Consider the following 26,900-nt stretch of genomic DNA (forward strand, 5'->3'; position numbering starts at 1 on the left):
CAAAGCTAGCCGGCCTCCAGGCCGCAAAGCTCCCGGACGACGGCTCCGGCGAGCATAAGGCCGGCAACGGATGGGACAAAGGCGACGCTGCCGGGAACCCGTCCCCCGTCTTCGGATATCCGGGGCGGCTCGGTGGAATAAACCACCTTCATGTGCGTAATCCCCCGGCGGCGCAGCTCCCGACGCATGACCCGGGCCAGGGGGCAGACCGAAGTCTCATAAAGATCCGCCACCCGGAAGGCGGCCGGATCCAGCTTGTTGCCTGCGCCCATGGAGCTGATGATGGGGACTCCCGCCGCCTGCGCGCGGACAGCCAGCTCAATTTTGGCGCTGACGGTGTCCACGGCGTCGATGATATAGCTATACTGGGAAAAATCCCAGTCTTGGGATTGGGGGAGAAAGAACTCCCGGCGGGGATAGACCTGCACATCCGCCCGGATCTCCCGGGCGCGCTCGGCCATGACCTCCACCTTGGGGCGGCCGACTGTCTTTTGGGTGGCAATGAGCTGCCGGTTGCAGTTGGAAAGGCTGACGGTGTCCTTATCCACCAGCGTGACAGCACCAATGCCGCTGCGAATCAGGGCCTCTGCGGCAAAGGAGCCGACGCCGCCGATGCCGAACACGGCCACATGGGCCTGGGCGAGTTTTTGCATTCCTTCCCGGCCCAGAAGCATCTCCGTGCGGCAGAGCAGGGTTTCTTTCTGTTCATTTGGCATAGCGTCCCTCCAAAAATTCCTGGCGCAGCCGCCAGATTTCCTTTTCAATGGTTTCGATAACCATGCCATAGGCCTCTTCTTCCTGCCCGTCCGGCTGGGGAAGGGGAAGGCGGATGACAGGGCAGGGCAGAGACAGGCCAATGGCCTCTTTGCCCAGCAGAACCGCCAGATCCGCCGGGGGAAGGGGTTCCAGCCCCCGGGGCGTCCAGCCGCTGACATCCAATTGGTATACCCGGGAGAGGAGGGCGGCCGCCATGGGATCGGCTTCTTTGGCAGGCGACAGCCCTGCGGAAAGGCTCAAAAAGGCATCGGCGGCAAACCGCTGGCCCAGGGCATGGGCGATGAGGGAGAGGCAGGCGTTATCCCGGCAGATAAACAAAACACGTTTCATAAAGACCCCCGTGACTGGAAAGGATTTCTTTCCTATAGTATACTTAGAATCTTTCCTTCTGTCACCCCCCTCGCCGGGGAGGCATAACCGCCGATAGAATGTCTGCGCGGCGCAACGGATGTCTCCGCTTCGGGGAAAAGATAGGATGTGTTGGGGCGGGTACCTCGCCGGGGAGGCATAACCGCCGGGAGAATTTCCATGCGGCGCAATGAATGTTTTCGCTTCGGGGGAATATGGGAAGTGTATGGAGAGATAACTCGCCGTGGAGGCATAGCCGCTGAAAGAATGTCCGCGCGGCGCAACGGATGTCTCCGCTTCAGGGAAAACATGGGAAGCGTGGAGATGGTTACCCGCCGGAGAGACGCACGCACCAGGAGGGAAAGGATCACACGGCGCTGGCAATGTCCCCTTGATACCTCTGGAAAGCATAATGCGGATTCCCAGCCGGGAGTTTTATTTTATAGTACAACCGGGTATGGCAGTGAAAATGCTGGCGGCAGAAGAAGGAGTTTCTCCCGGGAGGCGTTTCGGCAAGAGAGGTGGATTCTTGGGGGGATTTTTCCGCTGAAAAGGGCTCTGCCGAGTGAAGGGATTTTCCAACCGCAGGGCCGGCGGGCTGTTCTGTCCTTTTTTCAGGAGAAACTGGCGGAAAGAAAGCGCCGGTGAGGCGGCCCTATACTCTTCTATCCGCCGGAAATCTGCAAAATACAAAAAGACGATGGCTGTTCTGGCCTCTATTCCGGCAGCCGTTACGGCTCCCCGTCCAGGCCGGCATAGAGATGAATGCGGTCCAGCTCCTGGATGAGTGTGAGCCGCCGGGCCAAAAGCTGATGGAAGGTGGCGGTTTTTTCTTTGCCGGCGGCGCGCATCTCTGCCAGGTTTTTTTCCACACTCTCCCGCTGGGCGGCGAGGGCCTCCTGCATATCCTCAAAGGCGGCCAGGCGCTCAAGCGCCTGCGCAATGGTATAGGGCGGGTGCAGTACGACGCCCGCCGGTGTTTTTTGGGTCATCCGTTTCATAAAAGAAGCCTCCTTTTTGTTTATATCAGTATAGCGGCCCGGAAGCCCTCTTGTCCAGAGCGGCGGTTTTGTTGTAGAATACAAAAAGGACGCCGCATGCGGCAAAAAGCGGGAAGGAGACGTTATGCTCACAAGGCAGCAGGAGATTGAACGCAGCATCATCAAAAAATTCCGGCGCAGCATCTGGAGCCGGTTCACCCGGGGCGTGAAGGAATATGCCATGATCCGGGAGGGAGATAAAATCGCCGTATGCCTGTCGGGCGGGAAGGATTCCATGCTTCTGGCAAAATGTATGCAGGAGCTGCAAAAACACAGCGACGTGCCCTTCGGCCTTGCTTTTCTCGTGATGGACCCGGGCTATGCGCCGAAAAACCGGGCGCTGATCGAAAAAAATGCGGCGGAGCTGGGCGTTCCCGTGCATATCTTTTCGTCGGATATCTTTGAAGCCGTCACGCATATTGAGGATTCCCCCTGCTATCTTTGCGCACGTATGCGGCGGGGATATCTCTATCGAAATGCACAGGCTCTGGGCTGCAACAAAATCGCCCTGGGGCATCACTTTGACGATGTGATTGAAACCATTTTGATGAGCATGCTCTATGCGGGGGAGATCCGCACCATGATGCCTAAGCTCCACAGCACAAACTTTCCCGGTATGGAGCTCATCCGGCCGCTCTATCTGGTCAAAGAGGCGGATATTCTGGCATGGAAGCGGTATAACGGCCTGGAATTTCTCCAATGCGCCTGTCGGTTCACCGAGCATACGGCGACGGATATCGGGGCCTCCAAGCGGCTGGAGATGAAGGCGCTGATCCGGAAATTCCGCGAAACCAATCCGCAGATTGAGTCGAATATTTTCCGAAGCGTGGAAAACGTCAATCTGGAGAAGGTCATCAGCTATTGTCTGGGAGGCGAGACACATTCCTTTATGGATGGTTACGACAGGGAATGATGGAGCGCCCTGCGCCGATGCGCTGTTCCAGGCGGCCGGCTCTTTAAAAACTATATAAAATACATATAGAATTGCCATAAAATTAGTATGGCGGATAAAAAGCTGTAAAAACCCCGGTATTCCGGGGCTTTTTCTGTTTTCCGGCGGGAGGGAAAGGGGCCGGCCGCTTTTTGCGGTTGACACACAGTTTCCCCCTTTCTATAATAGAAAATATGCCGAAAAAGGCGGATTTTTGGTTAAAAGCCTCACAAAAGATCGCAAGAAATCCATATAAAAAAAGTATAGGGGGACAAAAACGTGAAATATGACTCGGCGCAGTACCGCTATCCTTCCAAGCGGATCGTGGTATATGGCAAAAAGGGCATGGTCTGCACGTCTCAGCCTTTGGCGGCGCAGGCAGGGCTGGAGATTTTGAAAAAGGGCGGCAATGCCGTGGATGCGGCGATTACGGCGGCGGCATGCCTGCCGGTGGTGGAGCCTACCTGCAACGGTCTGGGGGGCGATGCCTTTGCCATCCTCTGGACAAAGGACAATCAAATTTTCGGTTTGAATGCCAGCGGCCCGGCACCCATGGGAATAAGCGCCAAGGCCGTCCGGGAGCGGGGCTTTTCAGAGATGCCCCGGTTTGGCTGGATTCCCGTCAATGTTCCCGGGCTGGTGGCGGGCTGGGCGGCGCTGTCGGAGCGGTTTGGGCGGCTGCCTTTCCGGGAGCTGGTGGAACCGGCGGCTTTATATGCAGAGGAGGGATATCCCATTCCGCCCACTGTGGCGCAGATGTGGGCGGGAGACTACGCCCTGCATAAAAAGGAGCTGACGGCGCCGGAGTTTCAGCACTGGTTTTCCACCTTTGCTCCCCAAGGGCGCGCACCCCGCACGGGAGAGCTTTTTGCCTGCCCGGAAATGGCGGCGACACTGCGGGAAATTGGGGAGACACACGGCGAGACGGTATACCGTGGTGCGCTGGCCGAGAAGATTGACGCCTTTTCCCGGGCTACTGGGGGATATCTGCGCAGAGAGGACCTGGCGGCATACCGGCCCCAGTGGGTGGAGCCGGTCTCTGTCAACTACCGGGGCTATGATGTCTGGGAAATTCCGCCCAACGGGTCGGGCATCGTGGCGCAGATGGCCCTGAATATTTTAAAAGGGTTCAGCTTTGCCGACCGGGAGGACGTGGAGACATATCATAAGCAGATTGAGGCCATGAAGCTCGCCTTTGCCGATGGAATGCGCTATATTGCCGATCCGGCCCACATGAAGGCATCGGTGAAAACACTGCTCTCGGATGAGTTTGCGGCTCTGCGCCGCGGAGAAGTCGGGGAAAGGGCGCGCCGGCCCGAGCCCGCGGACCCCAACTGCTGCGGCACGGTCTATCTCTGCGCGGCGGACGAGGAGGGCAATATGATCTCCTATATCCAGAGCAACTATATGGGCTTTGGCAGCGGCCTGGTGGTTCCGGGCACGGGATTTGCCCTGCATAACCGGGGCAAGAACTTCTCTCTGGATGAGGCGATGGAAAACTGCCTGGGGCCGGGCAAGCGCCCCTATCACACGATTCTGCCCGCCTTCCTCTCCAAAGACGGAAGGCCGGTGGGGCCGTTTGGGGTCATGGGCGCGTTTATGCAGCCCCAGGGGCATGTGCAGGTGGTCATGAACACGGTTGATTTTGCCATGAACCCTCAGGATGCGCTGAACGCGCCCCGCTGGCAGTGGACGGGCGGCATGACCATCGAGGTGGAACCCGAGTTCCCCCGGGATAAGGCGGAGGCGCTCCGGGAACTGGGCCACGATATTGTCTATGCCCGGGATTCCATGACCTTTGGCCGGGGGCAGATCATCTGGCGGGAAGAAAACGGCGTATATGCCGGGGCGACGGAGCCACGCACGGACGGCACGGTTGCCGTCTGGTAGGGCGCTGCCCACACGACCGGGACCACAAAGGCAGCTTAGCCGGCGGCGGGCCAGCTGTTCTCCCGATCTCCTACAATGCCGGAGATGCAGGGAAATATGACGGATACAGTGATAGGATGGTTTTGCCCGGGAGTGTGTGGCTGCTTTCAGCTGACTGGCCGGAAACCAGCAACGCCCCGTCGGCGAGAAACGGTGCCGCGGACATAGCGGCCGGGGGAAAGAGCGGAAAGCGGCGGAATGATTTTCGGCCTTGAGGGAAACCAGCCACGCCCCGCCGGCGAGGAATGGTGCTGCGGGCATAGTGGTCGGAGGAAAGAGTGGAAAGCGGCGGAATGATTTCCGGCCTTGAAGGAAACCAGCCACGCCCCGCCGGTGAGAAACGGTGCTGCGGGCATAGCGGCCGGAGAAAAGCGCGGAAAACGGCGGAATGATTTTCGGCCTTGAGAAAAACCAGTCATGCCTCGCCGGCGAGGCGGGTTAAAAAATACTAAAATAATAAAAAGAAAGGAAAGCCATGAAAATACTTTGGGAATTATTTTTGATCTTTGCGCGCATCGGCGGCCTGACCTTTGGCGGCGGCTATGCCATGCTGCCCATGCTGCAAAAGGAAATCGTGGAGAATAAAAGCTGGGCCACGGAAGAGGAGCTGATGGATTATTTCGCCATCGGCCAATGCACGCCGGGGATTATCGCCGTCAATACGGCCACCTTTGTCGGCTATAAGGTGAAGGGAATCCTGGGCGGGATTGTGGCCACGCTGGGCGTCATTGCCCCTTCGATTGTCATTATCACGATCATTGCGGCTTTTATCACCAACTTCATGGACATTGCGGCAGTAACCTATGCCTTTGCGGGCATCCGGGTCTGTGTCTGCGTTCTGATTTTCAATTCGGTGCTCAAGCTCTGGAAAAACGCCGTGAAGGATATCCCGGCGCTCGTCATCTTTTTGGCGATTTTCTTCCTCTCCCTGCTGACGGATGTATCCACCATCCTCTTTGTGGTGTGCTCGGGCGCTATCGGCTTTGCCGTGAAGGCCATTTCCCGCCGGATGCAGGCGAAGAAAGAGGGAGGTGAGGCAAAATGATTCTGCTGCTGTTGATGTGGGAGTTTTTCAAGACCGGCCTGTTTGCCATCGGAGGCGGCCTGGCGACGCTGCCCTTTCTCTATGAAATGTCGGTGAAAACCGGATGGTTTACTGCGACAGATATCGCCAACATGATCGCCATTTCCGAATCCACCCCCGGGCCGCTGGGGATCAACATGGCGACCTATGTGGGATATAACACGGCGGGGGTGGCCGGAGCTATTCTCGCCCCCATCGGCGAGGTTCTGCCCTCCATTATCATCATTCTCATCATCGCCAAGGTGCTGGAGAAATTCAAGGAAAACCAGATTGTTCAGGATGTGTTCTATGGCCTGCGTCCAGCTTCCGTGGGCCTGATCGCCGCGGCAGGCGTGGAGGTTGTGAAGGTGGCGCTTCTGAATACCGCCAACTGGACGGGGTTCACCTTGGCAAGCATCATGGCCACGGTCAACTGGCCCTGCCTGGGGCTGGCAGCGTTGCTGCTGGTGCTGACCCGGTTGCCCAAAATTAAGAAGGCCCATCCCCTGTATTTTATTTTGGGATCTGCCTGCGTGGGCATTGCCTTTGGCTATCTGGGATGGAGCTGACAAGACAAAAGCGCCGGATATCGCCGAGGCTCAAAAGGAGGACGCGGCATAAGCGTCCTCCTTTTTGCAATGAGGCGGGAACCTGTAAAAAGACGAAACAGGCGGAAGAAAATACTCCGCCTGTTTCCATTCACTCATTCTATTTTGCAGGAGGGGGCGCTTTTGCAAAAAACGCCGCCTCAATAATCCTCTTCTTCGTCCTCGCCCTCATGGATATCGTTCTTGGGCTTCTTCAGACCTTCGATGACAATGCCGTTTTTCTCTGCATAATCCCAAAGAGCGGCATGAATGGCCTCCTCAGCCAGAAGAGAGCAGTGCACCTTCACCGGCGGCAGCCCATCCAGGGCCTCCATCACGGCTTTATTGGTGATTTTCAGGGCCTCCTGAATGGATTTGCCCTTGACCATCTCAGTAGCCATGGAGCTGGTGGCAACGGCGGCGCCGCAGCCAAAGGTTTTGAACTTCACATCCCGGATGATGCCGTTGTCATCAATATCCAGGAAGATCCGCATAATATCACCGCATTTGGCGTTGCCCACAGTGCCGACGCCGCTGGCGTTTTCAATCTCTCCCATATTCCGCGGATGCTGGAAATGGTCCATTACTTTTTCGCTGTACATAGGTAACCCCCCTTATTTGTTCTTTTTCACAAAATCCGCATACAGCGGAGACATTTCCCGGAGCTGGGCCACGATTTCCTTGATGGAATCCACGACGTAGTCCATCTCTTCCATAGTGTTGCTTTCATTCAGCGTCAGCCGCAGAGAGCCATGGGCAATCTCATGGGGCAGGCCGATGGCCAGCAGAACATGGGACGGATCGAGCGATCCCGATGTGCAGGCCGAGCCGCTGGATCCGCAGATCCCCTTCATATCCAGCATCATCAGGAGAGATTCCCCCTCGATGAACCGGAAGCAGAAGTTGGCGTTGGCCGGAAGCCGGTCGGAGGGATGCCCGTTCAGGCGGCTGTGGGGAACCTCGCTCAAAACGCGCTGGATGAGATGATCCCGCAGCCTGCGCTCATAGGATGTCCGCTCCTCCATAGTGGAAACGGCGATTTCTACGGCTTTGCCGAAGCCGACGATGCCGGTCACATTTTCCGTTCCCGCCCGGCGCTTGCGTTCCTGAGCGCCGCCATGGATAAAGGACTTGATCTTGATTCCCCTGCGGATATAGAGGAAACCGATCCCCTTGGGACCGTTGAGCTTGTGGCCGCTGGCGCTCAGCATATCGATGCCCAGGGCGTCCACGTCGATGGGAACCTGGCCAAAGGCCTGTACCGCATCCGTGTGGAAGGGAATGCCGTGCGCTTTGGCAATTTTTCCGATTTCTTCCACCGGCTCTATGGTTCCGATCTCGTTATTGGCAAACATGATGGAGATGAGAATGGTATCCGGGCGGATCGCCTGTTTCAACTCCTCCAGGTCTACAACGCCGTTTTCGTCCACGTCCAGATACGTCACTTCAAAGCCCCGGGATTCCAGGTATTGGCAGGTATGCAGAACGGCATGATGCTCGATCTTGGTGGTGATGATGTGCCTGCCCTTTTTCTCATAGGCTTCTGCCGAGGCGACCAGCGCCCAGTTATCCGCCTCGCTGCCGCCGGCTGTGAAATAGATCTCCTCCGGCTTGGCATGGAGGGCTTCTGCGATGGCGGCCCGGGCGGCGTCCACCGCCTCTTTGCTCTCCTGGGCCAGGCTATAGACGCTGGAAGGGTTGCCGTATTTTTCCGAAAAATAGGGGAGCATTGCCTCGACTACTTCCGGCCGTGCCGCGGTGGTTGCCGCGTTGTCCAAATAAATCAACTGTTTCATAAAACCGCTCCTATTCTTTTGGGGTAAACCATTATAAATCACATGTGCCCTGGCGGCAGCCGGCCTTTTGCCGGCTCTCCTCCAGCAGAGTGGAGAGCAGAATGCCGTCTACCGTCTCATTGATGCTGTCGGAAATCTTCTGCCAGACATAGCGGGTGACGCAGGCGTCCTGGCCGACGCATCCGCCCTCCTTATGCTTGAGGGCCATGCAGTCCACCGGGTCCAGATCTCCCTCCAGCGCCCGCAGAATATCTCCCACGGAAATTTCCTCCGGCGGCCGCCCCAGACGGTATCCGCCCTGAGCGCCCCGGATGCTTTTGACGATGCCTGCCTTGCGGAGCTTGCCCATGAGCTGCTCCAGATAGCTTTCCGAGAGGGACTGGCGGGCAGCGATGCTGCTGATGGAGACGGCCTCGTTTTCGCTGGTCAGCGCCAGATCAATCACAGCCCGCAGGCCATAGCGTCCTTTTGTGGATAATTTCATCGGCTGCCTCCTTTCCCATGAGAATTCCGACTATTTTAATTCCCATTACTTTACTCTGATATAATCATACCGCGTTTTTTTCAAATGTCAATACTAATTTGCACTATTTTAGTGGGAATTATGTGGCCGTGTCCGGAATCTGTTGGAAAGTGCGGGAACATATGGCGCAAAATGCGGCTTATATGCTATAATAAAAGCACAAATGCAACATATATTTGGCATGCAAATGCGCGTCAAAGGAGGAACAGGATGAATAAGACCATCGATACATGGATCAAGGAGCATGCGGAGGTGTCTGCCAAGCTGGCGGAGGACATTTTCAACCATCCCGAGCTGGCAGAAGAAGAGGTGAACTCGGCAGGATACCTGCGCAAATATATGGAGGATCTGGGATTCTCCATTGAGGAAAATGCCGGAGGCATGCCCACCGCGTTCACGGCGGCCTGGGGCAGCGGAAAGCCGGTCATCGGGTTTTTGGCGGAATACGACGCCCTGCCCGGACTGGGGCAGGATCCCGTGCCCTATCGCTCTGAGCGCAAGGGCCCGGGCCATGGCTGCGGCCATAACCTTTTGGGCGCGGGCTGCGCTGCTGCCGCGGGGGCGCTGAAGGCCGCCATGGAAAAAGAAAACCTTCCGGGAACCATCATTTTCTTCGGATGCCCGGCGGAGGAAACGCTGGTGGGTAAGGTGCGAATGGGAAAGGCCGGCTGCTTTGACGATGTGGATATCGCCATCGCCTGGCATCCCGTGGGCGTGAACAAGGTCAGCGAGGAACGCCAGCAGGCCATGGATTCCAAAATCTATCGCTTCTATGGAAAAACCGCCCATGCCGCCGCCAGCCCGGAAATGGGCCGGAGCGCCCTGGACGCCGCCGAGCTGATGAACGTGGGCGTCAACTATCTCCGGGAACACGTTCCGGATCATGTCCGGATGCACTACAGCTATGACAGCGCCGGGGAAAAGCCGAACATTGTTCCGGATTTTGCCCAGCTTTCCTATTTCATCCGCGCCCGGGACCGGGCCACTGTGGATGACGTTTCCGCCCGCGTGGATAAGATTGCCGAGGGCGCGGCTCTCATGACGGGAACCCGCATGGAAATGGAGCTGCTCACCGGCTGCGACGACACGCTGGTAAACGAGACGCTCTGCCGGTTTATGATGGAGGCGTTCCAGGATGTGCCTGCGCCGGTATATACCGAAGAGGAAAAAGCGTTTGCCGCCGAGCTGCGCAAAAATGTGGAGGGAGACGCCCATGCAGGGGAGCCGCCGCTCCGGGAATGGATTGAACCCTTAAACGGCCATCCCGACCCGGCCTTCGGCTCCACGGATGTGGCAAACGTGAGCCGGATCGTGCCCACGGTGACGCTGAACGCCGTGGCGACATTCAACGGTTCTCCCGGGCACCACTGGGCGGTGACGGCGGTTTCCGGCATGTCCATCGGCTTCAAGGGGATGCTCTATGGCGCCCAAGCCATGGCGGAAGGGGCCTATCGTCTGCTCCTGCATCCCGAAGTAGTGGAAGCGGCGAAGAAGGATTTTGCTGAAAATTCCGGGAAATAAACACTCGAAAAGGCGTTTTGCAGGGATAAAAGAGCCGGCGGATTTTCCGCCGGCTCTTTGCCGTCTGCGAAAAGGAATCCCCCGCACTGGGGATGGGAGCTGCCGGGCAGGAAGATATGGCATCCGCGGAAAAAATTGCGGAAAACCCCGTTCCCCAGCCTGTCTCTGCAACAAAAATCCGCGTGAAAATTGTTATTTAAAAAACAAAAGAAAAAAGGGGCTGTTGGCAAAAGAGCCTCTGCGCTGCGGGGCCGGAGGCGGCGGAGCGAACTGCGGCTCAGTCTTCCGCGTCCCATTCGTCTTCGGATCTGCGGCCGAGCAGGGGAAGCGTCGCGTCGGCTTTTGGAACATCAAAATCCGTGATTTGGCAGATGATTTTGGACTGCGTGGAAAAACAAACCTCCACCCAGAAGAGATCCCCCACCCGGTCATACACGCGGGCGGCTGACATGGTTCCATTGGCCTTGGTATGCACGCTGTTGGCGACATATCCGACGGTATGGCCGTTGGGAGCAAAAACCCGAATGGCCTCCGTATCATAGGCATTGCCCGGTTCCTTGGCGCATAAAAACCTTGCGCCAATGGAAAAGGGGATTTTGTCATAATAATTTCTGAAACCTGTTATCGTAACAAAAACGCCTTCCAGCAAAAGAATTCCTCCCCTTTCCAATGATATATTTCCTATATAAAAAGTATAGCATAGGGCGGGGAGCAAAAACAGGATTATTTTCCGAAAAAACAAAACGGCATAGGATCTATGCCGTTTTGCTGCGCTTATCCACGGGTTTTCCACCTTTTATCCACAAAATGTGTGGATAAAAGAGAGAGATTCGGAAAACCAGCTGTTTTTTTCACGCTCTGTCATGATTCGAGAATCTGTCCGTCCGTGCTGATGGTTACCACCTGCCAGGGGATGAATTTGCCGCTGTTTTTCAGCGCCTGTTTGGCGGCGTTTTCCAGGCCGCCGCAGCAGGGAACCTCCATGCGGACGATGGTCAGGCTTTTGATATCGTTGCCGGAGAGAATTTCCGTCAGCTTTTCGGCATAATCTCCCTCGTCCAGTTTGGGGCATCCGATGAGAGTGATGCGGTTCCGGATAAACCGGGCGTGAAAATTGCCATAGGCATAGGCCGTGCAGTCGGCGGCAATAAGCAGGTTGGCCTGGTCAAAATATGGCGCATGCACGGGAACCAGCTTGATCTGCACCGGCCATTGGGAAAGCTGGCTGGGCGTCTCCTGGGACGGAATGCCGGCCGGCGCGGGCTGGTGATGCAGAAGATGGGCGCGGCTGCCCGGGCAGCCGCCGGGATGGGGAGCACCGGCTTTTTTTGCCTTTGCCGCCTCCACGGCTGCCGCATCATAGGCAGGGGCTTCGCGTTCTTCAAAGGAGATAGCTCCTGTGGGGCAGGCGGGCAGGCAGTCTCCCAGACCGTCGCAGTAGTCTTCCCGCAGCAGCCTGGCCTTGCCGTTTACCATGCCGATAGCGCCCTCATGGCAGGCCGCCGCACACAGGCCGCAGCCATTGCACTTTTCTTCGTCTATTTTGATGATTTTGCGTTTCATAATAAAAACCTCCTTTTTTGCATGCCGCTCTTGTCTTTCTGGGCATAGTATACTATACTGAACCGGGAAAGAATGTTGTAATTCCAACAAAAAGGAAAAATTTATGGAGCTTTTGCAGACAGATGAGAAAAAATTGATTTTGAAATCGCCGCTTTTCCGGGGAATATCCGAGGCGGAGCTTTCGGGCGTCCTGAAAGGGCTTTCGGCGCAGCGAAGGACGTTCCGGCGGGAGGCTCCGGTGTTTCTCTGGGGGGAGACTACGGGAATGATGGGAATTGTGCTGAAGGGAAGCGTACGCATCCTCCAAGAGGATTTTTGGGGCAACAGCACGATTCTTGCCCAGATCCGGCCGGGGGATCTGTTTGGAGAGGCCTTTGCTTTGGCGGAAGCGCCGCTGACCGTGACGGCCCGGGCTGCGGAAGCTGCCGAGGTTCTGCTAATTGAGGGGAGACGCCTGCTGGGAGATACGCCGGGGGGAAGCCCGCCCCATTCTGTGCTGGTCCGGAATATGCTGCGGGTTCTGGCACGGAAAAATGTATTTTTGACGGAGCGCATCGGGCATATTGCCCAGCGTTCCACCCGGGAGAAAGTACTCTCCTATCTTTCGGAACAGGCGGTAAAAACAGGAAGGAAAAGATTTCGGATTCCATTGAACCGGCAGGAAATGGCAGATTATCTGGCTGTGGACCGCAGCGCTCTTTCCGCGGTTTTGAGCGGACTGCAAAGCGAAGGAGTCCTGCGGTTCCGGAAAAATGACTTTACTCTTTTTTCAGAGAAGTCCCTAAAAGTCAAAGAAAAAATTGGCAAAAAATAGTAAATCAACGCAAATATGGTTTACATGTCCCGGGGGTTATGTTATACTATATAACAGATAGTGATTGTTTGCCGCGGATTTGCGGTCTCATAAACACATGGAGCAAGTCCCATTCCATATATTTATGATAGATTTTAGGGAGAGGAACGCCGGAAAACCGGGGTTCCTCTTTCGTTTTGTTGGAAAAGCAGGAAAGCATCGGCAAAGGAGGAGAGCCGGGAAATGTGCAGCTCTGCCGAGCTGCGCTGCAAAGGGGATCTCCGGAACGGAGAGGGAAGGCCAAAAAAAAGACAAGGAAACGGGAGGCTTCCTTGTCCGGAATAAAATTCTTTAACGAAGGGATGCGTCTTAGGGCAGCAGGAGATAGCATCCCATCCCCAAAAGCCCGGAACCCAGCATGACATAGATGGGATTGGGCTTCCATATGCGCATGACGATAAAGCTCAATACAAACAGGCAGCAGCCGATATAGTCAATGGACGTTCCGGCGCCGGCTGGGAAGAGAACCAGCACCAGAATCCCCAGCCCCGCCGACGTAATGAGGGAGACGACCGCCGGGCGGAGCCCGCCCAGGACTCCCTGCATCAGGGGATGGTCCTTGAGCTTTTTATAGAAATAGGCCAGCGTCAAAACGATGATGCAGGATGGCAGAATACAGCCCAGCGTGGCGACAATGGCGCCCGGAAGCCCGGCAATTTTGGTTCCGACAAAGGTGGCGCTGTTGATGCCGATGGGCCCGGGGGTGATTTCCGCGATGGCGACGATGTCGGCGAACTCCGTCATCGAGAGCCATCCATGCAGTTCGACAATCTGCGCCTGAATGAGAGGGAGAGAGGCGTTCCCGCCGCCAATGCTGAATAATCCGATTTGAAAGAAACTCCAGAATAATTCGAGAAACGTCATGCTTTTTTCACCATTCCTTTCTGGCCGAACCATGCGATGATCAGGCTCAAAAGAGCGGTTCCCAAAATAATAAATGCGGCGTTTATTTTCACAAAATATGTGAGCACGAAGGCCACGACCATAATGGCGATGGGCAGCCATTGCTTTTGCTTCAGGATGTTCCAGCCCAGGCTCACAACCACATCAAAGATGACGGCGGCAACGCCGGCCCGCATGCCCTGCAGGAGCGCTGCTACATAAATGCTGTCCCGGATCGCTGCATAGACAATGGAGACCAGGGAGATAATAATGAGCGGCGGGAGCACAGTACCCAAAATGGTCATGAGAGCGCCCTTGAAGCCGGCCATCCGGTTTCCGATGAGGATGGATGCGTTGACGGCGATAGGCCCGGGAGAGGATTGGGCAATAGCCGTCATATCCATCATCTCCTGTTCATCAATCCAGCCCAGATCGGCGACAAATTTTTTCCGCAGCAGCGGGATAATAACAAAACCGCCGCCGAAGGTGAAGGCGCTGATCATGAAGGTGGAAGAAAACAATGTCCAGTATAAATTTTTTTTCTTTTCATTCTTTTTCTTTTCTTTTTTCATGGTACCCTCCTGTTTTTTCCTCATTTATAGTATAATCCTTGTGCGTCGATAAGGGAAATAGTATAATTATATAAAAAACATTAGAAAAAATTATGAAGGGGTTTCCCCAAGGTGCAGCCCGGAAGGAAAGGAAGGGAAATGCGATGACACTGCGCCATTTGAAAATATTTGTTGCGGTCTGCGAGGAGGAGAGCATTACCGCCGCCGCCCGCAAGCTCTATATTGCCCAGCCCTCCGTCAGCTTCGCCATCGGCGAGCTGGAGGAGCACTATGGCGTCAAGCTGTTTGACAGGATCTCCCGGCGGCTCTATATCACCGAGCCGGGCAAGCAGCTTCTCTCCCGGGCCCGGGAAATTCTCGCCATCTTTTCCGAGATGGAGCAGGGGATCCGGGACTGGGATTCCATCGGGACGCTGCGTATCGGAACCAGCATCACGGCCGGCACCTGCTTCCTGCCGGAAGTGGCAAAGAAATTCTATGCCCTCCGGCCTCAGATCCAGCTGCAGGTGAGTATTGAGAATTCGCGGACGCTGGAGGAAAGGGTTTTGAGCAACCAGGTGGACTTTGCCATCATTGAGGGGCTTTGCCACTCGGATAAGCTGGTAGCCGAACCGCTGATGAAAGACCGGCTGGTATTTGTCTGCGGCAAGGACCATCCGCTTTATGAGACGGCCTCCATCTCTCCGGACCGTCTGCGGGAATTCCGCTTTCTTCTCCGGGATAAGGGCAGCGGGACGCGGGAGCTGGTGGACAGCATTTTGACGGCCCATGGCCTGAGCATCCTCCCGGCATGGGAAAGCATCAGCACCGGGGCGCTGGTGAGCGCAGTGGTGGAGGGGATCGGCGTATCCATTCTCCCAGAACGCCTGGTGCGCCGGGCGCTCAAGCAGGGAACGATTCACGCCGTTGAGATTGAGGGGATCTCTTTCCCACGGAATTTCTTCCTGATCTATCACGAAGGGAAATACCTTTCGGCCTCGGCCCGGGAATTCATGGAGCTGTGCCGCCAGGCAGAGCAAGAGGAAAAGGACCTACCTTTGATCCCGCCGCAGAAGGGGGAATGGGAGGAGAGCGAACGGGAGAGGCTTCTCTCTTTGAAGAAGAAATAAAGTACCCTGTTTGTTTTCAAAAAAACGTTTGCGGTTTTGTTATTCTGCATTTACAAATGCCGAATTGAAATTTTGGAACAACAAAACCTCACGGAGCGTTGCTCTATTATGTGTGATATAAGCGGGCAAAGTGAGGGCCTTGATATTTTTGTTTATATGGCCGAATTAAGGGCCGGGGCTTGGAGACAGGCGCATCTCCCTGCAAGGCAGAATCCGTGATAACCCGCTTCTGTCTGCGGTCTGTCATCCCCAAAGCGAATAGCTGCATGGTGCGGCAAAAACAGCTATGTTGCTCTGTATTGTGAATCCCCAAGAAAGCCGGCGGGAGCCGGAGTCCAATGCGCATGCCTGTCTGTTTAGAGCGGAAATAGGCGCGGAGGAGCGGCAGGATCTTATAGGGAAGGAAAAAACAGCGAAAGCCCTCTCTGGGATTCGGAAAAAGCATAAAAAAACAGCGGCTTCCCGCTGTTTTTTTGCGTCTCTTATCAGCCGTGGCAATGGCCGCCGCAATGGTGGTCTTGCCCATGCTCATGTCCATGCCCGCCGCAGGTATGCCCTTCGCCGTGGTCATGATGGTGGCATTGGAAGGTGTCGTCATGGACGAGAGAGCCTTCCAAGAAGGCTTTAGCCGCCGCGTCCACATCTCCCGAAGCTCCGGCGACCAGCTGAATCCCGCAGCTTTTCAGGGCCTCCTTCGCGCCTGCGCCGATTCCGCCGCAGATGAGGACATCTACGCTGTTTTCCGCCAGCAGTGTGGCCAGAGCCGAATGGCCGGCTTCCCCTGCATCCAACAGGGCCTTTTCCGTGATGGCGCCGTCCTGCGCGGTATAGAGGGTAAAGGCTTTTGTCTTTCCAAAATGCTGGAATACCGTTCCGTTTTCTGTAGTGACTGCAATCTTCATAAATAATCTTCCTTTCTCTGGCGGTTCCGCAAGGGAATCGTGATATTTTATTTGATGTTCCCGGCAGGAATGGCAGCGTTTCCAGCCGCATTCCCCGGGAGTGACTTCATAATGGCCGCCGCCGACGGAGAGTCCATGGCCGCGCACCAAGGCAGAGGCGGTTTTCTGCCGGGCAGAGTAGAGGATACGCTGGAGCGTACCCCGGGAGACATTCATCTGCGCCGCAGCCTCATCCTGAGAAAAACCCTCCATATCACAGAGGCGCAGGGACTCCACTTCCTCCATGGAAATGGGAATCCGGCGCTGGCTTCCCTCGGCGAAAAACTCGCGGCAGGCAGGCTCCATGCAGATGCGCCGGCATTTTGGGTTTCTGGGCATAAGCAGCTCCTTTGTCAAAAGAATTTGTGCATATGCACGATTTAATCTATCCATATTATAGTGTGCATATGCACAAATGTCAAGCACATTTGCGAAAAAATGAGGATTTCATATTCCTGCGTGGTGAAATGAGAAATCGCTCCATCTTCCATTTCCACATACGGAGGTTTTTCTACGCGGGGTTTAAAAGGCGGAAAATTCGCCCATATTCAAAAAAGAAGCAGTCGGCGTGGCGGTTTTTGGAGAGTTTTGCAGTTTATTGCCGGGTATGCTATAATACTGGTGTCCTCGCCGGACGGGCATGACTCCCTTGTATGGCGAAGGCCTGCATGCTGCTGAGACACGCGAAAACGACTGCAAAGCAAAAAGGTGATATTCTCGCCGAATGGGCATGACCAAAGCCGGAAAGGCGAATCCCCGCAGGCAGGCAGGACACAGAAAAACAGCAGTATTGCGACAGAGAGAGCCGCAACAGACGGACATAGGCAGCGCTCGGGCGGAGAAAATCCATCCGCTGCTGGAATATGGGAAAATAGGTGGCCTGGCCCGCAGAGCAGACGAACAAAAAAGGGCCTGCGGCATGCGCTCTGCGGATCCTCAAGGGCATTCCGCCCAGGTGCAGAGGAAAAAAAGTCGTCAGGGAAGATGCAAAAGGGCGTACTGGCTCAAATCCGGGCGCCGTAGAATACAGAATCTCACAGGATAAAAATAGGAAGGGCGTCCGATGAAATGTTTGGTTATAATTCCCGCCTATAATGAGGCGGAAAATATTGCCGCGACGGTGGACGAGCTGCTCGCCAAAACACGCTCGTTTCCCATGGAGCTGGATTACCTGGTCGTCAACGACGGGTCTTCGGATAACACGGAGGCGGTTCTTCGGGAACACGGATTTCACTTTATCACGCTGCCCGTGAATCTGGGAATAGGAGGCGCGGTGCAGAGCGGCTATCTCTATGCGCAAAAAAACAATTTTGATATTGCCGTGCAGATGGATGGGGATGGGCAGCATATGCCCGAATATCTTCTGGATTTGATTCAGCCGATCCTGGAGGGCAAGGCGGCCTGCACCATCGGTTCGCGGTTTTTGGGGCTGGAGAGCTTCCGGACCTCCTTCATGCGCCGGCTGGGCATCCGGTTTTTGAATTTCGTCATCCGTTGCTGCACGGGCAAAAAATTTACCGACGCCACATCGGGCTTCCGGGCGGCCAACCGGCAGGGGATCGATCTGTTCGTCCGGCATTATGCCAAGGACTTTCCCGAGCCGGAGAGCATCGTCCGCGTCTGCCGAAACGGCCTCTCCATTCAGGAAGTGCCCGTCAAAATGCGGGAACGTGCGGCGGGAAACAGCTCCATCCGCTTCTTCCAGTCGGTCTATTATATGATTAAAGTCACGCTGGCGGTCTGCCTGGCCCGGTGCGAGAGCAAGACCCTGATGGATAAGGGGGAATAAAAAATGGCGCTTGTTTTGCAGATTTTTGCCATTGTCATCAGCGTCCTGTTTAACATTATCATTTTTCAAATGCTGAGAAAGGGCCGGCTGGAGCTGCAATATACGCTGCTCTGGATTTTCGCCGGGCTGGCGATTCTCATTATGTCTATCTGGCCCCAGGTTCTCATCGGCCTGGCGTCGCTTCTGGGGATTCAGGTTCCCATGAACGCCGCCTTCTTCCTGGGGATTATATTCATCCTCTGCATGCTCATCGGCATGACCATCATCGTTTCAGGGCTGAAAAACAAAATTTACCGTTTGACCCAGGTGATTGCGCTGCTGGAAAAGCGCATCGAGGGGCTGGAAAACAAGGAGAAAACGCATGAAGAAGAATAGGATGGTTCTCGTCACCGGAGGGACGGGCTATATCGGCTCGCACACCTGCGTTGTGCTTTTGCAGGCGGGATATCAGGTGGTGATCCTGGATAACCTGTCCAACTCCAAACGCGAGGTTGCCGGCGCGGTCGGCGATGTCGCCGGTGCGGCCCCGGTATTCTATGAGGGGGATCTGCGGGACGGCGCGGTTCTGGAACGGGTATTTTCCGAAAACGACATTTTTGCCGTGATCCATTTTGCGGGAATGAAGGCAGTGGGGGAGAGCGTTCGCCAGCCTCTGGCCTATTATGAAAACAACGTCACCGGCACTATCCGGCTTTTGGAGGCGATAACCCGGCATGAAGTGAAGAATATCGTGTTCAGCTCTTCGGCTACGGTTTACGGCGACCGCAATCCCATTCCCTATGTGGAAGGGATGCCGGTTTCGGCCACCAGCCCCTATGGCTATACAAAGGTGATGATCGAACAGATTCTGACGGATCTGCACACGGCATGCCCGGATCTGGGCGTGAGCATTCTGCGGTATTTCAATCCCATCGGCGCACACGAGAGCGGGCGGATCGGCGAGAATCCCAACGGAATTCCCAATAACCTGATGCCGTATATCACCCAGGTGGGCATTGGCAGGCTGCCTTTTCTTGGTGTGTTTGGAGATGATTACAACACGCCGGACGGCACGGGCGTGCGGGACTATATCCATGTGATGGATCTGGCGGAGGGGCACGAAAAGGCGCTTGGCTATCTGGAAGCGCATCCCGGCAGCCTGGAAATTTTCAATTTGGGGACGGGAAAGGGAACCAGTGTTTTGGAGCTGGTGCATGCCTTTTCCGAGGCGACCGGGGTGGAAATTCCCTATCGGATTCAGCCCCGCCGGCCGGGAGATATTGACGCCTTTTATGCGGATGCATCCCGGGCAAAGGCTATGCTGGGCTGGCAGGCCACGCGGGGATTGGAGGAGATGTGCAAAAGCTCCTGGAATTTCACCTGTCAGGCCATGAAATAAGAAAGAATGTGAGAAAGGGGTTCCTCAGAGAGGAGTCCCTTCTTTCTTTGAAAAGAAAGAAGCAAAGAAACTTTCGCGACGGGGGAATACAAAGCCGGGCAGTACGGAGAGGAAAGGAAACAATGGAGCACACCGGGGGCGGTTGAAAAGAAAAAAGCAAAGAAACTTTCGCGACGGGGGAATACAAAGCCGGGCAGTACGGAGAGGAAAGGAAACAATGGAGCACACCGGGGGCGGTTGAAAAGAAAAAAGCCAAGAAACTTTCGTGACGGGGGAATGCAAGGCCGGCCCCGGAGGAGAAGAAGTGAAGTATGCTGAGGAGGGACAAAAGCCGCGGCATATGCCAATAAGATGGAAAAATATAAAAGATACAGCGAAGCCGGAACGGCCAGGATGGAAATCGGGGAAGGAGGAGGGAGTGTCGTTTTGGGATCGGGATGAAACAGCAACGCGGGCATTATATAGCTTGGGGGAGATGGCATTTCTGGTTCTCCGCATGAAACTGCCCCTTACGATGGCCTGCCCGGTATTTTCCCATGCTTTTTGGGAGAGACACGGTTTTCATGGAGCCCTGGAAATAGGAGAAGCCCCCGCCGGGGCAAAGAAAAAAGCGGCGAAAACGCCGCTCTGCCTTCATAAAGACAAGATGGTTCATGGAGAAACAACGATCCGGCTGGCGGCAAGCTGGGGATAATAGCTGGCGGCAAGCTGCCCCTGGGCATCGGTAGAAAGCACCTGCTTGCTGCCTTGGAAAACCCCCTCGATTTCCACACGCTGCCCCCGCAGGGGAAGAGATTCTCCCGTAGCATAGGAATAGGTCACATAAAAGACGGAGTTTTGGCTCCCATCTTCCAAAACCATCAGTTCCAGAGAGTGGGTTTTGCTGTCCAGATAGATTTCCCGCACGGTTCCTGCAAATTGATAGGACGTATTTTTATAGTAGCTGCCATAGCGCAGGAACAGGGAATAGTCCATGGCTGGGGCGGCGGGATCGAAGGGGGCCAGTCCCTCAACCTCGGCGCTCACCACCCGAAGAGAGGGGTAGGAAAACTCCATGGCCTGGGGTGAAGCGGAGGGAGAAGCGGCATTGGGGACGGAATTTTCCGGGTCGGCCTCCAGGGCCGTGTTCGTAAAGTCATAATTATAAAGCCCGGTGGAGATCCCGCAGATGTTCACTTTGTCCCCCACCAGGAGAAGCGGGGAATCCGGAGTCAGAAAGCGCGTGTCGCCGTCCGGCTTTATGGACGTTACGGCATAGTCATTTCCGGCGGAATCCCGGATGAGAAAGAGGGAGCTGTTCTCCCGCTCCAGTTTTTTCACGATTGTTCCCTGAAGCTGGATGGCTTTTCCGGCATAGTCGTCCGCCTCATAGAAGAGGCTGTAGTAGTCCGCCGTCTTTGCCGATTCCTTGATGGGGGCGATGGATTCCCCGTTGATATAATAATCGCTGGCGAGCAGCGCACCGGATGCGCTGTAGCGCCGAACCAGGCCATAGAGCACGCCATGGGCATAGTGGGCGAGCTCATATTCTGAATCAGTGGTGATAGTGGTCATCAGGCCGTCATATTCCCCCGAGAGGAACTCCCCCGAGACGACGCTTCCATCGGCATAGGTGAGGGTTCCCTCGCCTTCAAAGGTGCCGTCGCTCCAGCTCCCGGTATATTCGGAAAAAACGCCGTTTTTCCGGGATTCCTCACTGTCCGGAACGGCAGAAGAAACGATAAAGCGGCCTTCGCCCTGGGGTTCGCCCTTATCCATCTGCCCGCTGTATAATCCTGTATAGGAGATGTTCTGCCGTTTGAAAGAATAGGGCTGATTTTCTACCTGCCCGCTGGGATCGCTCTGCAGAATGGAACAGGAGGAAAAGAGGAGCAGTGCCACAAGAATGTATATAATACATGAACGTTTTTTCATATCGGCGTTCCCTTCACAAAAAGTTGTCCTTATTGTAGCGAATTATGGGGATAAAGTCAAATGCAGGCCGGGCTGCGCCGGGCCTGGCTTTGCTTGCCAATGCGGGGCGGATGTGCTACAATGCAACATAGATATTTGTGCGGTTTTTTGGAAAAACCGCCCGGAGGAGGGAGAATTATGGAGCAGAAGCTCTGCCATACCTTTGCCATTCTGGCCTATAAAGAGAGCCCATATCTGGAGGAATGTATTCAGTCGGTTTTGGGCCAGAGTGTAAAGAGCGCGGTTTATATCTCTACCTCCACCCCGTCGTCCTATATCTCCGGCCTGGCGGAGAAATACGGCCTGCCTCTATATATCAATGAAAAAGAGCCGGGGATCGCTTCGGACTGGCAGTTTGCCGCCGATCAGTGTGAAACGCCCTATTTGACGCTGGCCCACCAGGACGACGTCTATTATAAAACGTATACGGAAAAGCTGCTTCCCTATATGAAGAATTCGATTATTGGATTCTGCGATTATGAAGAGCTGGTGAACGGAAAGCCACGGCGAAAGACGAAGATGCTCAGGATCAAACGGCTTCTGCTATGGCCTTTTTATATCAAGAAAAGCATCAAAAGCAAATTTTTTAAAAAGGCCGTGCTGCGGCTGGGCTCGCCCATCTGCTGCCCGGCGGTGACATATAACCGGGAGCTCTGCGGAGGGCCGGTGTTTAATCCGGAATACAAAAACGATCTGGACTGGGACGCCTGGCTCACCTTTGCCGGAAAGCCGGGCCGGTTTACCTATGAAAAGCAGGTCTGCATGGCCCACCGCATCCATGAGGATTCCGAAACCACCAAGCAGATTGAGAGCAGCGGCCGGGCGGCGGAGGATCTCAAAATGTTTTCCCGGATGTGGCCGGGCTGGATTGCCCGCCGGCTGGCAAAGATGTATGCGGGAAGCTACGCCTCCAATGATATTGCGGAAGAGAAAAAGCCCTGACCCTCGCGGGGCAGGCAGGACGGGAGGCGTGGAGATACTGGGTATCGGCGCCTGTACAATGGAATTCTGTTTCTTTGAAGAAATGCGGAAAAGCGGATGTTTTTGCCGGACGGGCACAGCCGAATGGATGGAGCCGGTGGACGAAACGTTGCTACTATGGTATGTTGTTATCCGGGAAGGGCGCGAAAAGAAAGTTGTCTTTGCCGCCCGGGTTCTTGCCGGGCAGGCGTGAACGAATTGTTCTCTGGACAGGAATGGAAATGAGCTGGGCGTGAACGCGAATCCCACCGTTGCAGAATAAACCGGGCGAATGAGGCCCCCCGCCGAGGGCTGGCCAATGGGATATGACAAAAAAAGCGGGCGGGAATGAGAATCCCGCCGTTGCAGAATAAACCGGGCGAATGAGGCCCCCCGCCGAGGGCTGGCCAGTGGGATATGACAAAAAAGCGGGCGGGAATGAGAATCCCGCCGTGGTAGAATAAACCGAGCGAATATGGCTCCCCGCCGAGGGGCCAGGAATAAAAGCAAACGGGCGGGAACAAAAAAACGCCGCGGACAAATAAGTTGAGCGAAAAGGGCCGCGCCGCTGAGGCGCCAGGGAGGCATGTATGGCAGTAAAAAAGGGAATTATATTGGCAGGAGGCTCCGGAACGAGACTGTATCCGATGACTATGGTGACCAGCAAGCAGCTTCTGCCGGTCTATGATAAGCCCATGATTTTCTATCCTCTTTCCACGCTGATGCTGGCGGGAATCCGGGATATTCTTATCATCTCTACCCCCAGCGACCTGCCCAACTTTGAGCGATTGCTGGGCGACGGCAGCCAATATGGCATCCGCCTTTCCTATAAAGTGCAGCCTTCGCCGGACGGCCTGGCTCAGGCGTTCCTGATTGGGGAAGAGTTCATCGCCGGCGACGCCTGCGCCATGATCCTTGGGGATAACATCTTCTATGGCGCGGGAATGCGCTCGATTCTCCGTTCGGCGGCAGAGGCCCCCGGGGCCACGATTTTCGGCTATCATGTGGAGGATCCCGAGCGGTTCGGGATCGTTGAATTTGACAAAGAGGGCAAGGTGCTTTCCGTGGAGGAAAAGCCGGCCCATCCCAAGAGCAACTACTGCATTACCGGCCTGTATTTCTATGACGAGCGGGTGGTGGAATTCGCCAAGCAGGTGCGCCCCAGCGCCCGGGGGGAGCTGGAGATCACCGACTTAAACCGGCTCTATCTGGAGGCCGGAGACCTGAACGTCAAGCTGCTGGGCCGGGGCTTTGCCTGGCTGGATACCGGCACCATGGACAGCCTCCTGGAGGCGGGAGACTTTGTGGGCATTGTGGAAAAGCGGCAGGGCATCAAAATTTCCGTGCCCGAAGAGATCGGCTATATCAACGGCTGGATCAGCGGAGAAGAGCTGGCCCGGGCGGCGGAGAAATATGGAAAGTCCCCCTATGGCGCGTATCTGAAAAAGATCGCGGAGGGAAAAATACAGTATTAGAGGTAAGCGGAATATGAAAATTTTAGTGACCGGCGGAGCCGGCTTTATCGGCTCCAACTTTGTCTACTATATGCTGGAAGCGCATCCGGACTATGACATTCTCTGCGTGGATCTTCTGACCTATGCGGGGAATATGGAGACGCTGGCGGAGGCCATGAAGAACCCGCGCTTTTCCTTTGTCCGGGCGGATATCGCGGACGCGGCGGCCATGGACGGGCTGTTTCAAAGGGAACAGCCGGATATGGTGGTCAATTTCGCGGCGGAAAGCCATGTGGACCGCTCCATCGTGGACCCGGGCATTTTCCTAAAGACCAACATTCTGGGCACCCAGGTTTTGATGGACGCCTGCCGAAAATATGGCGTGAAGCGGTTTCACCAGGTTTCTACCGACGAGGTCTACGGCGACCTGCCCCTGGACCGGCCGGATCTGTTTTTCCATGAGGACAGCCCCATTCACGCCTCCAGCCCCTATTCGGCTTCCAAGGCGTCGGCCGACCTGCTGGCCCAGGCATACAGCCGGACGTATCACCAGCCCATCACCATCTCCCGGTGCTCGAATAACTATGGCCCCTATCACTTCCCCGAGAAGCTGATTCCCCTCATCATCACCCGGGCTCTCCATGACGAGAGCCTGCCCGTCTATGGCAAGGGAGAAAACGTCCGGGACTGGCTGCATGTCTATGACCACTGCGCCGCCATCGACCTCATTCTGCATAAGGGCAAGGCGGGGGAGATCTATAACATCGGCGGCCATAACGAGAGGACGAATCTGGACGTCGTCAAGACGGTTTTGCAGATTTTGGGCAAGCCGGAGAGCCTGATTACCTTTGTTACCGACCGCCCGGGCCACGACCGGCGCTATGCCATCGATCCGGCCAAGCTCACGGGCGAGCTGGGATGGAAGCCCAAATATAATTTCGACACGGGCATCCGGCAGACGGTGGAATGGTATCTTTCCCATGAGGACTGGTGGCAGCGGATCATCAGCGGGGAATACCAGGATTACTATGAAAAGATGTATGGAGACCGATAGATGAGAGTATTAGTGACAGGCGGCAACGGCCAGCTGGGCCACGACGTGGCAAACCGGCTCGCTGCGCGCGGCATGGAATATAAGAGCGTGGATATCGCAGACTTTGACCTGACGGACGAGGGCCAGGTGATGGAGGCGGTGCGGGAATACCAGCCGGACGCCATCATCCACTGCGCTGCGTTTACGGCGGTGGACAGGGCCGAGGAGGAGCAGGCGCTCTGCCGGGCAGTCAACGCCGGAGGCACGGCGCATATCCGAAAGGCCGCCGAGGCCGTGGGCGCCAAGCTCATGTATATCAGCACGGACTATGTCTTCCCCGGGACGGGCACGCAGTTTTATAAGCCGGACGACCCGGCTTCTCCCTGCAATTTCTATGGACAGAGCAAGTGGGAAGGGGAGCAGGCGCTTTCCGGCTATCCCAAGCTGTTCATTGTGCGCATCTCCTGGGTGTTTGGAAAAAACGGCGGCAACTTCGTGAAAACCATGCTGCGGCTGGCGGAAACCCGGGAGGAGGTTTCGGTGGTGGACGATCAGATCGGCTCGCCCACCTATACCTTTGACCTGGCGCGGCTGCTCTGCGATATGATTGTGACGGAGAAATATGGCGTTTACCACGCCACCAACGAGGGAATCTGCTCCTGGGCGGATTTTGCCGAGGCCATCTTTGCGGGCGCGGGATGCAAAACCCGGGTGAAGCGCATCGCATCGGCGGAATATCCCGCCAAGGCTGCGCGGCCCATGAACTCCCGCCTGGATAAGGAAAAGCTCACGGAAAATGGTTTTGAGCGCCTGCCGGACTGGCAGGACGCCCTCAAACGGTATTTGAAGGAGATTTTGTGATGCAGCCGGCCATCAGCGTCATCGTCCCGGCATATCATGCGGCGGCGACCCTGCCGCGCTGTCTGGACAGCCTTCTGGGGCAGACGCTTCGGGAAATGGAAATTCTTGTGATTGACGACGGCTCGCCGGACGCCAGCGCGGCCATCGCGGAGGAATACGCAAAGAAAGACCCGCGGGTGCGGGTGGTTCACCAGCAGAATGCCGGACAGGGCGCGGCCCGCAACCACGGCATCCGGGAGGCCCGGGGCGAATACATCGGCTTTATGGACAGCGACGACTATGCCGCGCCGGAGATGTATGAAACACTCTATCGTGCCGTTCAGGAAACCGGGGCGAAAATCGCCATCTGCCAGGAGATCAACGTGGAGATCGGCTCGGACGGCGCCGCCCGGGAGCTGGGAGGGACGCAGTTTCCCGGCCCGGATGTTGCGGTCTATGGCGCGGCGCAGATCCGGGACTGGTTTTTGAACTATACCTATGTGTTTTTCAACAACGTCTGGAACAAGCTCATCCACAGGAGCATACTCGCGGGAGAGGGGATTTTCCCCGAGGAACACCGCTATGCCGAGGATATGGTGGCCAGTGCGCGGATGTTTGCGCGGACGGAGGAAGTGGCTCTGGTGAGCCGGGGACTCTACTATTATGTCCGGGATACCGGGTCGTTTACCTATGACTATTCCGTTCGGGCAGCCCGGGATATTTACCTGGACTTACAGGATATTCTGGATTTGCAGAAGCAGTCCGGCCGGCCGATGGCCGAATGCCGAAATTTCTGCCTGGGGAGCATGTTTTCCTCCCTCAAGCAGGTCTATTGGGCCAAGGACAAGGCCGCCCGCAAGGGAGAAGAAGCCCGGGAGCTGATCCGGCAATGGAAGCAGGCCAAACGGGAGGGACAATGGAAGCCGGATTTTTCCGGAAAGAGCGTCCCGCTGATGCATAAGATCAAGATCTGGACGGCGTATCTGGGCTGGACGCGGTTTGTCTGCTTTCTGATTGGGCACATGCGCTGGATTCCCGCCCTGCGCTATGTATGAGGA

Annotated in this window: 28 protein-coding genes; 16 read left to right on the top strand and 12 right to left on the bottom strand. The window is 55.8% G+C overall.

Going from position 1 to position 26,900, the window contains the following annotated elements; genetic code table 11:
* Positions 1–5: 5 nt before the first annotated feature.
* From H8693_RS05985 to H8693_RS05995, 3 genes are all read right to left on the bottom strand, one after another.
* Positions 6–716, bottom strand: coding sequence for a tRNA threonylcarbamoyladenosine dehydratase (locus H8693_RS05985; RefSeq protein ID WP_249280234.1), 711 nt, complete (start codon positions 714–716; stop codon positions 6–8).
* Positions 706–1,107: an arsenate-mycothiol transferase ArsC gene (locus H8693_RS05990; RefSeq protein WP_249280235.1), complete on the bottom strand. Its 402-nt coding sequence runs from the start codon at positions 1,105–1,107 to the stop codon at positions 706–708. The genes H8693_RS05985 and H8693_RS05990 overlap by 11 nt, the downstream gene beginning before the upstream one ends.
* Positions 1,108–1,856: 749 nt before the next feature.
* Positions 1,857–2,126, bottom strand: coding sequence for a hypothetical protein (locus H8693_RS05995; protein WP_178620427.1), 270 nt, complete (start codon positions 2,124–2,126; stop codon positions 1,857–1,859).
* A 124-nt stretch (positions 2,127–2,250) separates the two neighbouring features.
* Here H8693_RS05995 and H8693_RS06000 point away from each other — a divergent pair, with 124 nt between their 5' ends.
* From H8693_RS06000 to H8693_RS06015, 4 genes are all read left to right on the top strand, one after another.
* Positions 2,251–3,078 (top strand): tRNA 2-thiocytidine biosynthesis TtcA family protein, encoded by an 828-nt coding sequence (locus H8693_RS06000; protein WP_249280236.1) that lies wholly within the window; start codon positions 2,251–2,253, stop codon positions 3,076–3,078.
* Positions 3,079–3,375: 297 nt separating this feature from the next.
* Entirely contained in the window at positions 3,376–4,986 is a 1,611-nt protein-coding gene (locus H8693_RS06005) for a gamma-glutamyltransferase family protein (RefSeq protein WP_249280237.1), read from the top strand.
* A gap of 514 nt (positions 4,987–5,500) precedes the next feature.
* Positions 5,501–6,070 carry a chromate transporter gene (locus H8693_RS06010; protein ID WP_178620432.1) on the top strand — a complete coding sequence of 190 codons (570 nt, stop codon included), beginning with the start codon at positions 5,501–5,503 and terminating at the stop codon, positions 6,068–6,070.
* The gene (locus H8693_RS06015) at positions 6,067–6,657 is read left to right on the top strand and encodes a chromate transporter (RefSeq protein WP_249280238.1); all 591 of its coding nucleotides are present in this window, start codon (positions 6,067–6,069) and stop codon (positions 6,655–6,657) included. Before H8693_RS06010 ends, H8693_RS06015 begins: the two co-directional genes overlap by 4 nt.
* A 179-nt stretch (positions 6,658–6,836) precedes the next feature.
* Here the strand turns inward: H8693_RS06015 and nifU are convergent, their stop codons facing one another.
* The 3 genes from nifU to H8693_RS06030 are packed head-to-tail and all read right to left on the bottom strand — an operon-like array spanning position 6,837 to position 8,955.
* On the bottom strand, positions 6,837–7,277 hold the full coding sequence (nifU, locus tag H8693_RS06020; protein ID WP_249280239.1) for a Fe-S cluster assembly scaffold protein NifU: 441 nt from the start codon (positions 7,275–7,277) through the stop codon (positions 6,837–6,839).
* A 12-nt stretch (positions 7,278–7,289) separates the two neighbouring features.
* Entirely contained in the window at positions 7,290–8,471 is a 1,182-nt protein-coding gene (nifS, locus tag H8693_RS06025; protein ID WP_249280240.1) for a cysteine desulfurase NifS, read from the bottom strand.
* A gap of 31 nt (positions 8,472–8,502) precedes the next feature.
* Positions 8,503–8,955 (bottom strand): RrF2 family transcriptional regulator, encoded by a 453-nt coding sequence (locus H8693_RS06030; protein ID WP_249280241.1) that lies wholly within the window; start codon positions 8,953–8,955, stop codon positions 8,503–8,505.
* A gap of 249 nt (positions 8,956–9,204) precedes the next feature.
* On the opposite strand from H8693_RS06030, the gene H8693_RS06035 reads away from it, so the two are divergent.
* The gene (locus H8693_RS06035; RefSeq protein WP_249280242.1) at positions 9,205–10,515 is read left to right on the top strand and encodes an amidohydrolase; all 1,311 of its coding nucleotides are present in this window, start codon (positions 9,205–9,207) and stop codon (positions 10,513–10,515) included.
* Positions 10,516–10,792: 277 nt separating this feature from the next.
* Here H8693_RS06035 and H8693_RS06040 read toward each other — a convergent pair whose 3' ends face one another.
* Positions 10,793–11,164 carry an HIRAN domain-containing protein gene (locus H8693_RS06040; protein ID WP_249280243.1) on the bottom strand — a complete coding sequence of 124 codons (372 nt, stop codon included), beginning with the start codon at positions 11,162–11,164 and terminating at the stop codon, positions 10,793–10,795.
* A 212-nt stretch (positions 11,165–11,376) separates the two neighbouring features.
* A complete protein-coding gene (locus H8693_RS06045; protein ID WP_249280244.1) occupies positions 11,377–12,078 on the bottom strand; it encodes an ATP-binding protein in 702 nt (233 codons plus the stop codon).
* A gap of 103 nt (positions 12,079–12,181) precedes the next feature.
* On the opposite strand from H8693_RS06045, the gene H8693_RS06050 reads away from it, so the two are divergent.
* Positions 12,182–12,892 carry a Crp/Fnr family transcriptional regulator gene (locus H8693_RS06050; protein ID WP_249280245.1) on the top strand — a complete coding sequence of 237 codons (711 nt, stop codon included), beginning with the start codon at positions 12,182–12,184 and terminating at the stop codon, positions 12,890–12,892.
* A gap of 348 nt (positions 12,893–13,240) precedes the next feature.
* On the opposite strand, the gene H8693_RS06055 is transcribed toward H8693_RS06050, so the two are convergent.
* Entirely contained in the window at positions 13,241–13,795 is a 555-nt protein-coding gene (locus H8693_RS06055) for a chromate transporter (RefSeq protein ID WP_249280246.1), read from the bottom strand.
* Positions 13,792–14,385 carry a chromate transporter gene (locus tag H8693_RS06060; protein WP_249280247.1) on the bottom strand — a complete coding sequence of 198 codons (594 nt, stop codon included), beginning with the start codon at positions 14,383–14,385 and terminating at the stop codon, positions 13,792–13,794. Before H8693_RS06060 ends, H8693_RS06055 begins: the two co-directional genes overlap by 4 nt.
* Positions 14,386–14,528: 143 nt before the next feature.
* Between H8693_RS06060 and H8693_RS06065 the strand changes: the two genes are divergently transcribed.
* Positions 14,529–15,494 carry a LysR family transcriptional regulator gene (locus H8693_RS06065; RefSeq protein ID WP_249280248.1) on the top strand — a complete coding sequence of 322 codons (966 nt, stop codon included), beginning with the start codon at positions 14,529–14,531 and terminating at the stop codon, positions 15,492–15,494.
* 485 nt (positions 15,495–15,979) lie between these two features.
* On the opposite strand, the gene H8693_RS06070 is transcribed toward H8693_RS06065, so the two are convergent.
* The gene (locus H8693_RS06070) at positions 15,980–16,774 is read right to left on the bottom strand and encodes a DUF134 domain-containing protein (RefSeq protein WP_249280249.1); all 795 of its coding nucleotides are present in this window, start codon (positions 16,772–16,774) and stop codon (positions 15,980–15,982) included.
* A gap of 724 nt (positions 16,775–17,498) precedes the next feature.
* Here H8693_RS06070 and H8693_RS06075 point away from each other — a divergent pair.
* Genes H8693_RS06075 through galE form a run of 3 tightly spaced genes read left to right on the top strand, consistent with a single transcriptional unit; the run spans position 17,499 to position 19,602 of the window.
* Entirely contained in the window at positions 17,499–18,224 is a 726-nt protein-coding gene (locus H8693_RS06075) for a glycosyltransferase family 2 protein (protein WP_249280250.1), read from the top strand.
* Positions 18,225–18,227: 3 nt separating this feature from the next.
* Positions 18,228–18,599 (top strand): DUF2304 domain-containing protein, encoded by a 372-nt coding sequence (locus H8693_RS06080; protein WP_249280251.1) that lies wholly within the window; start codon positions 18,228–18,230, stop codon positions 18,597–18,599.
* Positions 18,586–19,602, top strand: a complete 1,017-nt coding sequence (galE, locus tag H8693_RS06085; RefSeq protein WP_249280252.1) for a UDP-glucose 4-epimerase GalE — start codon at positions 18,586–18,588, stop codon at positions 19,600–19,602. The genes H8693_RS06080 and galE overlap by 14 nt, the downstream gene beginning before the upstream one ends.
* A gap of 651 nt (positions 19,603–20,253) precedes the next feature.
* On the opposite strand, the gene H8693_RS06090 is transcribed toward galE, so the two are convergent.
* Positions 20,254–21,516: an MORN repeat-containing protein gene (locus H8693_RS06090; protein ID WP_249280253.1), complete on the bottom strand. Its 1,263-nt coding sequence runs from the start codon at positions 21,514–21,516 to the stop codon at positions 20,254–20,256.
* Positions 21,517–21,693: 177 nt separating this feature from the next.
* On the opposite strand from H8693_RS06090, the gene H8693_RS06095 reads away from it, so the two are divergent.
* The 6 genes from H8693_RS06095 to H8693_RS06120 all read left to right on the top strand — a co-directional run bounded on the left by H8693_RS06095 (position 21,694) and on the right by H8693_RS06120 (position 26,897).
* Entirely contained in the window at positions 21,694–22,497 is an 804-nt protein-coding gene (locus tag H8693_RS06095; RefSeq protein ID WP_249280254.1) for a glycosyltransferase family 2 protein, read from the top strand.
* Positions 22,498–22,525: 28 nt separating this feature from the next.
* On the top strand, positions 22,526–22,729 hold the full coding sequence (locus H8693_RS06100) for a hypothetical protein (protein WP_178619578.1): 204 nt from the start codon (positions 22,526–22,528) through the stop codon (positions 22,727–22,729).
* Between the two features lie 376 nt (positions 22,730–23,105).
* Positions 23,106–23,990 (top strand): glucose-1-phosphate thymidylyltransferase RfbA, encoded by an 885-nt coding sequence (rfbA, locus tag H8693_RS06105; protein ID WP_178619581.1) that lies wholly within the window; start codon positions 23,106–23,108, stop codon positions 23,988–23,990.
* A 13-nt stretch (positions 23,991–24,003) separates the two neighbouring features.
* Complete coding sequence (rfbB, locus tag H8693_RS06110; protein ID WP_249280255.1) at positions 24,004–25,023, top strand: dTDP-glucose 4,6-dehydratase; 1,020 nt, start codon at positions 24,004–24,006, stop codon at positions 25,021–25,023.
* Positions 25,024–25,863 (top strand): dTDP-4-dehydrorhamnose reductase, encoded by an 840-nt coding sequence (rfbD, locus tag H8693_RS06115; RefSeq protein ID WP_249280256.1) that lies wholly within the window; start codon positions 25,024–25,026, stop codon positions 25,861–25,863.
* Complete coding sequence (locus H8693_RS06120) at positions 25,863–26,897, top strand: glycosyltransferase family 2 protein (RefSeq protein WP_178619591.1); 1,035 nt, start codon at positions 25,863–25,865, stop codon at positions 26,895–26,897. Before rfbD ends, H8693_RS06120 begins: the two co-directional genes overlap by 1 nt.
* The last annotated feature ends 3 nt before the right edge of the window (positions 26,898–26,900 follow it).

Origin of the sequence: Guopingia tenuis, from assembly GCF_014384805.1 — a bacterium.
GTDB classification, from domain to species: Bacteria; Bacillota; Clostridia; order Christensenellales; family Christensenellaceae; genus Guopingia; species Guopingia tenuis.